At 70.6% G+C, this 13459-nt stretch carries 9 protein-coding genes and 1 pseudogene; 4 read left to right on the forward strand and 6 right to left on the reverse strand.

Annotated features, from left to right (window positions below):
* Positions 1–17: 17 nt before the first annotated feature.
* Together ACIPC1_RS06750 and ACIPC1_RS06755 are read right to left on the reverse strand one after the other, a co-directional pair.
* On the reverse strand, positions 18–1268 hold the full coding sequence (locus ACIPC1_RS06750) for an Ig-like domain-containing protein (RefSeq protein ID WP_402513920.1): 1251 nt from the start codon (positions 1266–1268) through the stop codon (positions 18–20).
* A 176-nt stretch (positions 1269–1444) separates the two neighbouring features.
* Positions 1445–2677 (reverse strand): Ig-like domain-containing protein, encoded by a 1233-nt coding sequence (locus ACIPC1_RS06755; protein ID WP_402513921.1) that lies wholly within the window; start codon positions 2675–2677, stop codon positions 1445–1447.
* A gap of 153 nt (positions 2678–2830) precedes the next feature.
* Between ACIPC1_RS06755 and glgX the strand changes: the two genes are divergently transcribed.
* On the forward strand, positions 2831–5086 hold the full coding sequence (glgX, locus tag ACIPC1_RS06760) for a glycogen debranching protein GlgX (RefSeq protein WP_402513922.1): 2256 nt from the start codon (positions 2831–2833) through the stop codon (positions 5084–5086).
* Positions 5087–5095: 9 nt separating this feature from the next.
* A pseudogene (locus tag ACIPC1_RS06765) lies at positions 5096–5917 on the forward strand (sulfatase); the annotation flags it as partial.
* Between the two features lie 51 nt (positions 5918–5968).
* On the opposite strand, the gene ACIPC1_RS06770 reads toward ACIPC1_RS06765, so the two are convergent.
* The 4 genes from ACIPC1_RS06770 to ACIPC1_RS06785 are packed head-to-tail and all read right to left on the reverse strand — an operon-like array spanning position 5969 to position 9566.
* Positions 5969–6628 carry a response regulator gene (locus ACIPC1_RS06770; protein ID WP_402513924.1) on the reverse strand — a complete coding sequence of 220 codons (660 nt, stop codon included), beginning with the start codon at positions 6626–6628 and terminating at the stop codon, positions 5969–5971.
* The gene (locus tag ACIPC1_RS06775; RefSeq protein ID WP_402513926.1) at positions 6618–7883 is read right to left on the reverse strand and encodes a sensor histidine kinase; all 1266 of its coding nucleotides are present in this window, start codon (positions 7881–7883) and stop codon (positions 6618–6620) included. The genes ACIPC1_RS06770 and ACIPC1_RS06775 overlap by 11 nt, the downstream gene beginning before the upstream one ends.
* Before the next feature lie 22 nt (positions 7884–7905).
* Complete coding sequence (locus tag ACIPC1_RS06780) at positions 7906–8655, reverse strand: ABC transporter permease (protein WP_402513928.1); 750 nt, start codon at positions 8653–8655, stop codon at positions 7906–7908.
* The gene (locus ACIPC1_RS06785) at positions 8652–9566 is read right to left on the reverse strand and encodes an ABC transporter ATP-binding protein (RefSeq protein WP_402513930.1); all 915 of its coding nucleotides are present in this window, start codon (positions 9564–9566) and stop codon (positions 8652–8654) included. Before ACIPC1_RS06785 ends, ACIPC1_RS06780 begins: the two co-directional genes overlap by 4 nt.
* Before the next feature lie 205 nt (positions 9567–9771).
* On the opposite strand from ACIPC1_RS06785, the gene ACIPC1_RS06790 reads away from it, so the two are divergent.
* Both ACIPC1_RS06790 and ACIPC1_RS06795 read left to right on the forward strand, forming a co-directional pair.
* On the forward strand, positions 9772–11571 hold the full coding sequence (locus ACIPC1_RS06790) for an ABC transporter ATP-binding protein (protein ID WP_402513933.1): 1800 nt from the start codon (positions 9772–9774) through the stop codon (positions 11569–11571).
* Complete coding sequence (locus tag ACIPC1_RS06795) at positions 11568–13439, forward strand: ABC transporter ATP-binding protein (RefSeq protein WP_402513935.1); 1872 nt, start codon at positions 11568–11570, stop codon at positions 13437–13439. The genes ACIPC1_RS06790 and ACIPC1_RS06795 overlap by 4 nt, the downstream gene beginning before the upstream one ends.
* Positions 13440–13459 lie beyond the last annotated feature (20 nt).

Here is a 13459-nt window from a genome sequence, read left to right on the forward strand (position 1 = left end):
CCCGCCGTCACCAGGACTCAGGCCTTCCACTTCTCCCAGGACATGTTCCAGCCGTTGAGGCCGTTGTCCGGGTCGACGGTCCGGTCGTTGGAGTTCTTCACGACCACCACGTCGCCGGTCATCGACTGGTTGAAGAACCAGGCCGCGGCCACCTGACCGTCGTAGCCGCCGCGGACGTCCTTCAGACCGATGCAGCCGTGGCTGGCGTTGTAGTTGCCGAAGGCGTCGCCGCCCCAGTAGTTGCCGTGGATGAAGGTGCCCGACGTGGTCAGACGCTGGGCGTGCGGCACGTCCTTGATGTCGTACTCGCCGGCGTAGCCGACCGTCTCACCGTTCATACGGGTCACTTCGAGGCGATCGGTGATGACCATCTGGCCGTTCCAGGTGTCGTAGCCGGGCTTGCCCGTGGTCACCGGGATGGTCTTGATGGTCTTGCCGTCCCGCTTGACCGTCATCGTCTTGGTCTTGACGTCGACGGTGGAGACCTGGCTGCGGCCGATCGTGAAGGACACGGTCTTGGCCTGGTCGCCGTAGACACCGGGCCGCCCCTCGACACCGTCGAGGTTGAGCGTGACCGTCACCTTCGTGCCGGCCTTCCAGTACTCCTCGGGACGGAAGTCGAGGCGGTCGTTGCCGAACCAGTGGCCTTCCACGTCGACGGCCGGCTCGGTCTTGACGGTGATCGCCTTCTCGACGTCCTCCGGGTGCGTGATGCCCCGCGTGAAGTTGACCGAGAAGGGCATTCCCACGCCGACCTTGGAGCCGTCCTCGGGCGTGAAGATGCCGACGAAGGTGTTCTTCGGGGTCAGCGTGGTGAACGCGGACTCCTCGGCGGACTTACGACCGCCGGAGTCCTCGGCCACCGCGTGAACCTTGTACTTGGTGGCGGAGGCGAGATGCGTCGAGGGCGTCCAGCTGGTGCCCCCGCCCGTTATCTCGCCCTCGACGTCCTTGCCCTTGGTGTCCTCGACGGTGACCTCGGTCAGCTTGCCCTTGGCCGCGGTCACCTTGAGGGCGCCGCTGGTGGCCACGTCGCCCGCACCGTCCTTCGGGGCGATGGTCACGACAGCCTGCGAGATCTTGGTGTCCGCCGTCGCCGAACTCCCGGTCTCCTTGCCCTTCCCGTCCCCGGACCCGGAGTCCGAGTCCCCTCCCCCGCCACACGCGGTCACGGCGAGCAACAGCACCACCGGCAGCAGTGCCAGGATCCCCTTGCGTCTGTGTGTCCGCGGTCCAACCGACGGCCCCGATATCGGTCGCCCGTTCACGTTCGTTCTCCCCTCGCACGGCCTGGTCAGGCCCGCACCCCAGCGCGTCCCCCGCGTATCGCGCTAATTAATCACACGGCCGGAAGCGATGGCTCCCCCGGAGTGTCACCGTTCAGTCCCAACTTGGGCCGTGTGGGGGGGCGAGCCGGGGCCCGTGCGCGTACCCCTTTGTCGTCCTACTTCACCGCGCCACCCGCTTTCCACTGCTTCCAGTTCACGTTCCACCCGCCGAGCCCGTTGTCGGGAGCGACCATCTTGTCCTTGCTGTTGACGACCTCGACGACGTCACCGATGAGGCTGCGGTCGAAGAACCAGCCCGCCGGGGTGTCCGAACTGCCGCCCTTCACGTCCTTCAGGCCCACGCAGCCGTGGCTGACGTTGGTGTTGCCGAAGACGCCGTCCGCCCAGTAGTTGCCGTGCAGAAAGGTCCCGGAGTCCGTGAGGCGCATCGCGTGGGGGACGTCCGGGATGTCGTACTCGCCCTTGCCGTTGGCCTTCTTGAAGCCGACCGTGGCGCCGTTCATCCGGGTCACCTCCAGCATCTCGGTGACCACCATCTTCCCGTTGTACGTCGTGCTCTTGGGGGCGCCCGCGGTGATCGGCACGGTGGCGAGGAGTTCGCCGTCGCGGCGTACGTCCATGGTGTGGTCGGCGGCGTCGACGAGGCTGACCTGGCTGCGGCCGACCGTGAACGAGAAGGTCTTGTACTGCAGCCCGTACACGCCCGGGGCCGCCTCGACGTCCCGCAGCCCCAGGGTGACCGTGACCTCCGTGCCCGGCTTCCAGTACCTCTCCGGCCGGAAGTCCAGGCGGTCCTTGCCGAACCAGTGCGGACGGATCTCCACCGCCGGCTTCGCGTTCACCTGGATCGCGCGCTCGACGGCGGCCCGGTTCTCGATCTCCCGGTTGAACTCCAGGGAGATGATCATTCCGGTGCCGACGGTGGAGCGGTTCTCCGGGGTGACGTATCCGATGAACCGCTCGTCGGGGACGTACGTCGTGAACGTCGTGTGCCGGGCCGAGCGCCGCCCGTACCCGTCGATGGCCACCACGTCGACGGTGTACCTGGCGGCGAGCGCGAGCCCCTCGTCGTGGGGCAGCCAGCGCAGTCCGTCCTCGGAGATGCGGCCCGGCACCGAGGACTCCTGCGCGTCCTGCTCCTTGACGACCCGCACCGACTCCAGGCGCCCGCTGGGCACCCGGACCTGGAGTGTCTCGTCGGGGCGGACGGCTTTGCTGTTGTCGTCGGGCGAGACGCGGATGACGTCCTCGGGCGACGGCGGTTTGCCGAGGACCTCGTCCATCCCGTTCGACGTGCAGGCGGAGGCTCCCGCCAGCAGTCCGGCCCAGGTCAGTGTGGCGGCCAGCGCGGCCACTGCGCGCCGCGCGCGTGTCTGTACGTGCTTCACAGGGGGCCCAACGACTGCGCCCCTCCGGGGAAACGTGAGTGCGAGCCAAGCGCTGGGCAGAACAGTGGGGAGGACGACACGACGGGGGGACGGTGGCCGGGACGCCACACGCCCCTTTTCGCTGCGTTCCATCGAGCCGCGGGAGGCTGACCGGTGTCGAGCGCACCCGAGCAGGAGGCAGTACAGGAGGGGCATGCCACGGGCCGCGTAGTGCCCGCGCAGCCCGCCCCTCTGATGAACGGCGCGGCGCAGGCGGCGCCCGCCGTGTCCGTGTGGCCCGGCGCCCCGACCCCGCTGGGTGCGCGCTTCCGCGTCGGCCCGGACGGCGTCACGGGCACCAACTTCGCGCTGTGGGCGGGCGGCGCGGAGGCCGTCGAGCTGTGCCTCTTCGACGAGGAGGGCGCCGAGATCCGGGCCCCGCTGACCGAGCTCACCCACGAGATCTGGCACGGCTTCGTACCCGGAGTGCTCCCCGGCCGCCGCTACGGCTTCCGCGTGCACGGCCGCTGGGACCCCTGGACCGGCGCCCGCTGGAACCCGGCGAAGCTGCTCCTGGATCCGTACGCCCGCGCCGTGGACGGCGACTTCAGTCTGCCGCCCGAGGTGTACGGGCATGTCCGCGACTGGCCTCAGCAGCAGGTCGCGGACACGGTGCGCGACGACCGGGACTCCGCGCCGTACGTCCCCAAGGGCGTCGTCGTCCACGACGACGAGGACTGGTCGGACGACCACCGCCCCAAGACCCCGTGGGCGGACTCGGTGATCTACGAGCTGCATGTGCGCGGGTTCACCCGGCTGCACCCGGGGATTCCGGAGGAACTCCGCGGCACCTACGCCGGACTGGCACACCCCGCCGCCATCGACCACCTGGTACGCCTTGGCGTGACGGCCGTGGAACTGCTGCCGGTGCACCAGTTCGCGCACGAGGACCATCTGCTGCGGAAGGGCCTGAAGAACTACTGGGGCTACAACTCGATCGGCTATTTCGCGCCGCACGCCGGCTACGCCGCTTTCGGCACCACCGGTCAGCAGGTCGGCGAATTCAAGCGGATGGTACGGGCGCTGCACACCGCCGGTATTGAGGTGATCCTCGACGTCGTCTACAACCACACGGCGGAAGCGGGCGAGTTGGGGCCCATGCTGTCGCTGCGCGGTATCGACAACCGCGGGTACTACCGGTTGCAGTCCGACGCCCGGCGCTACACGGACTACACGGGCTGCGGCAACACGCTGCACGTGGTGCAGCCGCATGTGCTGCGGCTGATCACGGACTCGCTGCGGTACTGGGTGACCGAGATGGGGGTCGACGGCTTCCGGTTCGATCTCGCCGCGGCGCTCGCGCGGTCCATGCACGACGTCGACATGCTGTCGCCCTTCCTGGCGGTCATCGCGCAGGATCCGGTGCTGCGCCGGGTGAAGCTGATCGCGGAGCCCTGGGACGTGGGTTCCGGCGGGTATCAGGTGGGCGCCTTCCCGCCCCTGTGGACCGAGTGGAACGACCGCTATCGCAACGCCGTACGGGATTTCTGGCGGGGCGCGCTGCCCGACGTACGGGATCTGGGGTATCGGCTCTCGGGATCGAGCGACCTCTATGCCTGGGGCGGGCGCCGTCCGTACGCCTCGGTGAACTTCGTGACCGCGCACGACGGTTTCACGCTGCGCGACCTCGTCTCGTACGAGCGCAAGCACAACGAGGCGAACGGCGAGGGGAACCGGGACGGTACGGACGACAACCGGGCCTGGAACTGCGGGGTCGAGGGAGAGACGGACGACGAGCGCGTACGAGCCCTGCGGCGACGGCAGTTGCGGAACCTGCTGACGAGCCTGCTGCTGTCGACCGGGGTCCCGATGCTGGTCGCCGGCGACGAGTTCGGGCGGACCCAGCGGGGGAGCAACAACGCCTACTGCCAGGACAACGAGGTCAGCTGGGTCGACTGGTCGAACCTCGAGGATCCCGGCTGGCGGGCGCTGTTCGAGCTGACGTCACGGCTGATCGCGTTGCGGCACGAGCACCCCGTGCTGCGGCGGCGGGCGTTCTTCTCCGGGCGGGCGCATTCCGTGGACGGCCTGCGCGACCTGGCGTGGTTCACCGCCCGGGGCACCGAGATGACGGAGCGGGACTGGTACGCGCCCGCCGCGACGCTGGGCATGTATCTGTCCGGGCGTGACATCCCCGGACGGGACGCGCGCGGGGCACCCGTCGTGGACGACAGCTTCCTCGCCGTGCTGCACGCCGGGGACCGGCCGGTGAGCTTCGTCCTGCCCGGCCCACCCTGGGCCTCGCGGTACGAGGTGGTGGTGGACACCTCACGGGAGGCGCAGGCGGAGGCTCCCGGGGTGGTGCACCGGGCGGGCGCCGCGATCACGGTGCCCGCGCGGGCCGTGCTGTTGCTGAAGGTGGTCGGCTGAGGCGTGGTCGCCGAGTACAAGGATCTGCGCTACTACACGGAGGTGCTGACCGAGCGCGCCGTGGAGTACGTCGGCCGCAGCCACCACAAGCCGTGGCTGCTGAACCTCAACTTCACCACCCCGCACTGGCCTTGGCTGAGCGAGGAGGACGCCGAGACCGGTGCCGAGATCGCCGCGAAGATCCGGGCCGCGAAGAGCCAGACGGAGGTGGGCAACGCGCTCAACCACTACGACGGCGGCTCGGTCGCGAAGTACACGCAGATGGTGGAGAGCCTCGACGCGGCCGTCGGCGAGGTGCTGGCCGCGCTGCGCAGTTCCGGGCAGGAGGAGAACACGGTGGTGTACTTCGCCAGCGACAACGGGGGCGAGCGCTGGTCGTACCTCTGGCCGCTGAGCGGCGAGAAGTTCGTGCTCCAGGAGGGCGGCATCCGGGTGCCGACGATCGTGCGCTGGCCGCACCGGATCGACGGCAACCAGGTCAGCCACGAGCCGAACTTCTCGCCCGACTGGACCGCGACCCTGCTGGAGCTGGCCGGCGCCCGGCCCGACCCGGCCTACCCGCTGGACGGCACCAGCCTCGCGGGCTATCTGCTGAAGGGCGAGACACTGCCCGAGCGGGACCTGTTCTGGCGGGTACGGGCCAACCGGGCGCTCCGACGCGGCGACTGGAAGTACTACCAGGACGCCGACGGCAAGGACCACCTCTACGACCTCGGCGCCGACCTCCGCGAGCAGGCCGATCTCGCCCCGGACAAGCCGGAGTTGCTCGCCGAACTGAAGGCGTCCTGGGAGAGGACCGCTGCCGGGCTGCTGCCCTACCCGGCTTCCTAGGGCCTGTCTGACAGTTCCCGTCGTCACCCGGAGGGCGGCCTCGCCCCGGCCTCAGCCGAGGATCCCCCGGTCGTACGCCACCGCCACCGCGGCTGCCCGGTCCTTGACACCGAGCTTGGCGTACAGGTGGGTGAGGTGGGTCTTAACCGTGGCCTCGCTGATGAACAGGACGCGGGCGATCTCGCGGTTGGAGGTGCCCTTGGCGACCAGGACCAGCACTTCGCGCTCGCGCGCGGAGAGGGGTTCCTTACCGGGTGTCCTGGGAGTACGGACCGCGGAGACCAGGCGGGAGGCCACGGCCGGGGAGAGGACGGTGCGGCCCTGCGCCGCCGCGCGGACGGCGGTGAAGAGTTCGTCGCGCGGCGCGTCCTTCAGCAGATAGCCCGTCGCGCCCGCCTCGATCGCCGGGAGGGTGTCGGAGTCGGTGTCGTACGTGGTCAGGACGAGGACCTTGGCGCGGGCGCCGGTGCGGGTGAGCCGGGCGATCGCCTCGACACCGCCGCCGCCCGGCATCCGCAGGTCCATCAGGATCACGTCGGGGTCGAGGGAGGCGGCCAGTTCGAGTGCTTCGACCCCGTCGGCGGCCTCGCCGAGCACGGTGAACCCGGGTGCCGACTCGAACATGCCGCGCAGGCCGTCCCGTACGACGGGGTGGTCGTCGACGATCAGCAGGGAGATCGGTGCGTCATGGGTCGATGCGTCATGGGTCATGGCGGACCAACGGTACGCGAGCCGACAGGGCGGTGCCGTGGCCCGGCTCCGACTCGACGGTGAGGTGGCCCGCGATGCGTTCGGCGCGGGCACGCATCCCGTCGAGGCCGAAGCCGCCGGTTCCGGTGCGCTCCCGGACGGCGAGGGGGTCGAAGCCGCGGCCGTCGTCGCGGATGTCGAGGATGACCTCGTCGCCCAGGAAGGTGAGGGTGACCCCGGCCCGGGTGGCGCGGGCGTGCCGGGCGGTGTTGGACAGGGCTTCCTGGGCGATGCGCAGGAGGGTCGCGGAGACCTCGTCGTGGAGCTGCTCGGCCGGGCCGGCGACGGTGAACTCGGCGCGAACACCGGTGCGTTCGCCCCATTCGGCGACCGTGTTCTTCAGGGCGTCGGGCAGTCCGTCGTTCTCCAGCGCGACGGGGGCGAGGTTCTGCACGGAGCGGCGGGCCTCGCCGAGACTGTGGCGGGCCAGGCCGGCGGCGCGGTCCAGGTGGGTGCGCGCGATGTCCAGGTCGGGGGCGTTCGCGACGACCTGGAGCTGGGCGATGATGCCGGTCAGGCCCTGCGCGATGGTGTCGTGGATCTCGGCGGCCAGTCGGCGGCGTTCGTCGGCGACCCCGGCCTCCCTTGCCTGGACGAGGAGTTGGGCGTGCAGGGCGGCGTTCTCGTCGAGGGCCTGCTGGAGCGCCGTGTTGGCGCGTTCGAGTTCGGAGATGGTCTCGGCCCGCTGGTGGGAGCGCTGCTCCTCCTGCTCGGTGAGATGGGCGACCACCGTCTGGAGGGCGGAGTTGGCAACCAGGAGCCCGGCGAACCCGATCCACTGGGCCACGCTCTTGGGCGGCAGCCCGCCGGACTGCGCGCCGGCCACGGTGATCGCGCTGGCGAACAGCCCGAGCCGCCGCCACATGCCCGGGAGCAGCTCGTCGGCGTCCATGTAGCCGGTGGCCGCGTAGAACGCGAAGAACGGGTTGATCCAGGTGAGCGCGAAGGCGATCGCCCAGCGGACGACGTAGTACGCCGTCCCGGCCCGGGACGGGATCCGGCCGTGCCCTGCCCTGCGGGAGCGGGTGCCGTTCCACCACAGCTGGAGCACGATCGCGGCGAGGACCAGGCCCCCGGCCGCGTACCACTCGCCGGGGGCACCGATCAGTTCGCTGCTGACGGCTGCGAGGAGGGCACCGATGCCGAGCAGCCCGTACGGCCCCCAGGTGTGCACCTGCTCCCAGCGCCGTTCGATCTGCGTGTCCGCCGCGGTCATGCACCCAGTCTGCACGGCCCTCCTACTCCCAGCGGAACCAGCGCCCGGCGCCGGCCGTGAGCAGGATGGTCCAGGCCGCCAGCACGCCGAGATGGTCCCAGCCCGGCCAGTCCCCCGCCGCCGCCTGGTTCAGCGCCTGGGCCGCCGCGCCGAACGGCGTGTAGCCGACGATCCGGGCCAGCACGTCCGGCATGGCCTGCACCGGCATCCACACCCCCGCGCAGAACATCGCGGGGAAGAACACGGCGGACCCGACGGCACCCGCGATCTTCGTCGTCCGGGACAGCGCGGAGATCACCGCGCCCAGTGCGAGGACGGCGAGGACGGTCAGGACGAGCGCGAGGACGTATCCGAAGGGCTGCTCGGGCAGCGTCACGTCGAAGGCGAGCCGGCCGACCGCGAGGGCGAGCAGCGCGGACGCCAGCGCGGCACTGCCGTAGACCAGCATCTGTGCGGAGAGCAGGGCGACGGGCCGGACCGGTGTCGTGGACATCCGGCGCAGGATGCCGCGCTCGCGGTAGCCGGTGAGGGTCTGGGGCATCGCCTGGATTCCGCCGACGATCAGGCCGAGCAGAACGGCCACCGGGACGTAGGCGTCGACGGTCCGCAGCCCGTCCAGACCGGCCTCGGGTTCGCGGAAGGACGGGATGGAGCCCAGGATCACCAGCAGCAGGGTCGGGAACAGCAGGGTCCAGAAGAGACTGCCCGGTTCGCGCCCCAGGAGGCGGATCTCGGTCTTCAGTACGGCGGTGTCGACGACGGCCGTGCTCATGCCGCTGCCTCCTTCGTGAGGTCGAGGAACGCGTCGTCCAGCGTGGCGTCGGTGACGCGGAGTTGGTGGGCCGTGATGTGGTGCCGGGCGAGGAGGGTGATGACGGCGTTCACGGTCTCGTCGGTGCCGGAGAGCGTGATGAGACCGTCCTTGTCCTCGACCGACGCGAGGGCGGGCAGCGCGTTCAGGTCACCGTCGTCCAGCGGCCGGGACGGCGTGAAGCTGATGACGGTGGCGCCCGCCGAGCGCCGGATCAGGCCGGAGGGGGTGTCCAGGGCGGCCACCCGCCCCTTGTCGATCACGGCGATCCGGTCGCACAGGCGTTGGGCCTCCTCCATGAAGTGGGTCACCAGCAGGACGGTGACGCCGTTCGCGCGGATGTCCTCGATGAGCTCCCAGGTGTCCCGGCGGGCGCGCGGGTCGAGGCCGGTGGTCAACTCGTCCAGGACGACGACCCTGGGGTTGCCGATCAGCGCGAGCGCGATGAACAGGCGCTGCTTCTGGCCGCCGGAGAGTTTGCCGAACCGGGAGTTCAGCCTGTCGGTCAGGCCGAGCCGCTCGGCCAGCGGCCGCCAGTCGGCCGGCTTCTCGTGGAACGCGGCGTACAGCTCCAGGGCCTCGCGGACGGTGAGCTTGGCCTGGAGCTCGCTCTCCTGCAACTGCGCGCCGAGCACACGCGCCACGCGCGCGTGGTCGGCGACGGGGTCGAGGCCGGTGACCCGGACCCGGCCCCCGTCGGGGACGCGCAGTCCCTCGACGCACTCGACGGTGGTGGTCTTTCCGGCGCCGTTCGGGCCGAGGACGCCGAAGATCTCGCCCTCCTCCACAGCGAAGGAGATACCGTCGACGACCGGTCGGCCGCCGTAGGACTTTCGCAGGTCGGTCACTTCGATGACGGGTGTGGATGACATGTCTCAAGGCTCCCGGCGGAGCGGGCCCGCCGCCATCGGCCGTCCCGCTCGAACGGCATCAGCCGATCGGTTGATGCCCTCGTACGACCCCCCGGGTCTTCGCCGGACGGCTCCTCGCACACGCAGGTCGTAGGACCGGCGGCCGATCCGGGTACGGCCAAAACTCGGTGGGCGTTGTCAGTGCCGATCCGTAGGCTCCCTGCTGATGCCGACAACACCTGTAGCCACCAAGGACCCTGCGAAGACGGGCGGCCGTTCGACCGTGCGCAGCCTGCTGCGGCTGTGGCCGTACGTACGGCCGGTGCGGGCGCGGCTGTTCACCGCCGCGTTCGTCGCGGTCCTCGCGTCCCTCACGGGGCTGGTGTTCCCGCTCGTCATGAAGTGGATGGTGGACGGTCCCGTGGCCGGCCACGACACGCGGGGTGTCTGGCTCGGCGCGCTGTGTCTGTTGCTGCTCGGAATCGCCGAGGCCGTGCTGTTCGGGCTGCGGCGGTGGCTGGTGGCGCGGCCGCTGGCGGGGGTCGAGGCGGCGATGCGGGCGGATCTGTACCGGCATCTACAGCGGCTGCCGGTCGCGTTCCACGACCGCTGGGCCTCCGGTCAGCTGCTGTCCCGGGGCACCACGGACCTGATGCTGCTGCGCATGTTCCTGGCCTTCCCGCTGACCTTCCTGCTGGTCAACTCCGTGACGATCCTGGCGGGCGTGGCCATCATGCTGGCCCAGGAGTGGACGCTCGGACTGGTGCTGCTCGCGCCCGCCGTCCCCGTGATCATCGTCTGCTGGCTCTTCGAGCGGCGGTACGCGGAGATCGCCCGGCGGTCGCAGGACCAGGTCGGTGACCTGACGACGGTCGTCGAGGAGAGCGTGCTCGGCATCCGCATCATCAAGGGCTTCGGTCGTCATCGCAGTCAGGCCCGCGCCTTCCGCGAGCTGTCCCGCACCCTGCGCGGCACGGAACTCGCCAAGGCCCGTCTCCTCGCCTCCATCTGGGCCTTCATCGTCACCCTCCCCGAACTCGCCATCGGCGCCGCCCTCGTCCTTGGCACCGTCCAGGTCGCCGACGGCCATCTCTCCGCGGGCACGCTGGTGGCTTTCCTCTCCACCGCCCTCGCGCTGCGCTGGCCCGTCGACTCCATCGGCTTCCTCCTCGCCATGAGCCAGGAGGCGGCGACGGCCACGGAGCGGTACTTCGAGGTGATGGACGAGGAGGAGGAGGCCGAGACCGCCACGCACCGCGGACAGCCGGAAGGCACCGGCACCGGCGGCCTCCAGTTCCACGACGTCCGCTTCCGCTACCCCGACGCCCCCGCCGACTCCCCGCCCATCCTCGACCGCGTAGACCTCCACATCCGCCCGGGCGAGAGCATGGCCCTGGTAGGAGCGACCGGCACCGGAAAGACCACGCTCACCGCCCTCGTCCCCCGCCTCCATGAGGTGACTTCGGGCAGGATCACGCTGGACGGCGAGGACATCGCGACCATGCCCCGCGAGGAACTCCGCACGCGCGTGGCCGTCGCCTTCGAGGAACCCACCCTCTTCTCGGCCAGCGTCGGGGAGAACGTACTCATGGGGGCCGAGGACACGGCAGGCGCAGCCGAGTTGGAGCGGGCGCTCGCCATCGCGCAGGCGGACTTCACACATGCGCTCCCGCAGGGCACGGACACCCAGGTCGGCGAGCAGGGCCTGAGCCTCTCCGGCGGCCAGCGGCAGCGGCTCGCGCTGGCGAGAGCGGTTGTCGGCAGCCCCCGCTTCCTTGTCCTCGACGACCCCCTGTCGGCGCTGGACGTCCACACGGAGGCCGCGGTCGAGGCGGCCCTGCGCCGTGTACTGGCGGAGACGACCGCGCTGATCGTGGCGCACCGCCCGTCCACGGTCCTGCTGGCGGACCGGGTCGCCCTGCTCTCCGGCGGCCGTATCACCGCCGTCGGCACCCACCACGAACTGCTGCGCACGAACGCCGAGTACGCCCACCTGATGTCAGGCACCGAGGAGGACGACCGATGACGGCGCAGACGACGACCGCGCCGGGCAAGGACAAGCGCAAGGGCCGGGACACGCCAGTGGAAGAGCCCCCGCAGTCCACGGACCCCTTCGACCGCGACACCCTCCCCACACCCCCGGGCGCGACGGCCGCGCTGCTGCGCTCCCTGCTCACCCCGCTCCGGTCCCGCGTGATCCTGACCTCCGCGCTGCTTCTGCTCCAGCAGGCCGCGGTCCAGGCGGGCCCGCTGCTCGTCGCATACGCCATCGACCGTGCCGTACCGGCGTATCGGAGCGACGACAACGGCCCGCTGATCGCGGTGGCCGTCGCCTACCTGCTCTGCTCGCTGGCCTCCGGCGCGCTCCAGTACGCCTTCATCCTGGCCTCCGCCCGCGTCAACCAGGACGTGCTGCTCGACCTGCGCGGCCGAATCTTCCGGCACGCCCAGGCGCTCAGCGTCGACTTCCATGAGCGCTACACCTCGGGACGGCTGATCTCCCGCTCCACGACGGATGTCGAGTCGCTGCGCGAACTGCTCACCGAGGGCCTACAGGAGCTCGTCACGGTCATCCTGTCCTTCGTCTACATCTCGGCGATGCTGCTCTGGCTCGACCTGGGCCTGGGCGCGCTCGCGGTGGCGTCCTTCGTGCCGCTGTATCTGCTCATCCGTCTCTACCAGCACCGCGTGGGCCGGATCTTCGCGATCCGTTCGACCGCGATCGCCGCCGTGATCGTGAAGTTCGCGGAGACGATGAACGGCATCCGCCCGGTGCGCGCGTTCCGCCGCGAGGCCACCAACGACGCGGAGTTCGGGACGCTCAACCGGCATCACGAGCGGACGAACGGCAACGCCATTCTGGAGATGGCCCGCTATGTCATCGGGTCCCGGCTGGTCGCCAACACGGCGGTCGCGGGGATGGTGCTGTGGGGCGCGTACCGAGTGGCGTCGGGCTCGCTCGCGCTGGGTGTGCTGGCCGCGGCGGTGCTGTATCTGCGCCGGTTGTACGACCCGATCGACCGCCTGGGCATGTTCCTCAACTCCTACCAGTCGGCCGCGGCCTCGCTGGAGAAGATCGCAGGCCTGCTGGCCCAGGTCCCCTCGGTGCCGGAGCCAGCCGCGCCGAAGGAGCTGCCCGCCCTCGCCTCCGAACACCCGGGCCGCGAGGTCGTCTTCGACGGCGTCCGCTTCGGGTACCGCACCGGCGGAGAGATCCTGCCCACCTTCGACCTCACCCTCCCGGCCGGTCGGACGGTGGCGGTGGTCGGCTCGACGGGCGCCGGCAAGTCGACGCTCGCCAAGCTGCTGGCCCGCTTCTACGACCCTTCGGACGGCCGGGTCCTGCTGGACGGCGTCGACCTGCGCGAGCTGTCCGCGCCCGAACTGCGGCGCGGGGTGGTGATGGTGACCCAGGAGGCGTTCCTGTTCTCCGGCACGGTCGCCGAGAACATCGCCATCGGCCGCCCCGATGCGACCCGTGAGGACATCGAGCGCGCAGCGAAGGCGATCGGCGCCCACGACTTCATCAGCTCCCTGCCGGACGGCTACGACACGGACGTACGCAAGCGGGGTGGCCGTATCTCGGCGGGCCAACGTCAACTGGTCGCCTTCGCACGGGCGTTGCTCGCCGACCCGGCGGTCCTCATCCTCGACGAAGCGACCAGCTCCCTGGACGTGCCAGGTGAACGCGCGGTCCAGCGGGCCATGTTGACGGTCCTGCGCGGCCGCACCGCGGTGGTCATCGCGCACCGGCTGTCCACGGTGGAGATCGCCGACCGGGTGCTGGTGATGGAGCAGGGGCGCGTGGTCGAGGACGGCACACCGGACCAACTCGTCGCCGACACCGGCAGGTTCGCGGATCTGCACCGGGCGTGGCGGGACAGTCTCGTATAGCGCGTCGGAAAGACCTGAGC

Source organism: Streptomyces sp. NPDC087263 (genome assembly GCF_044744645.1).
GTDB lineage: Bacteria > Actinomycetota > Actinomycetes > Streptomycetales > Streptomycetaceae > Streptomyces.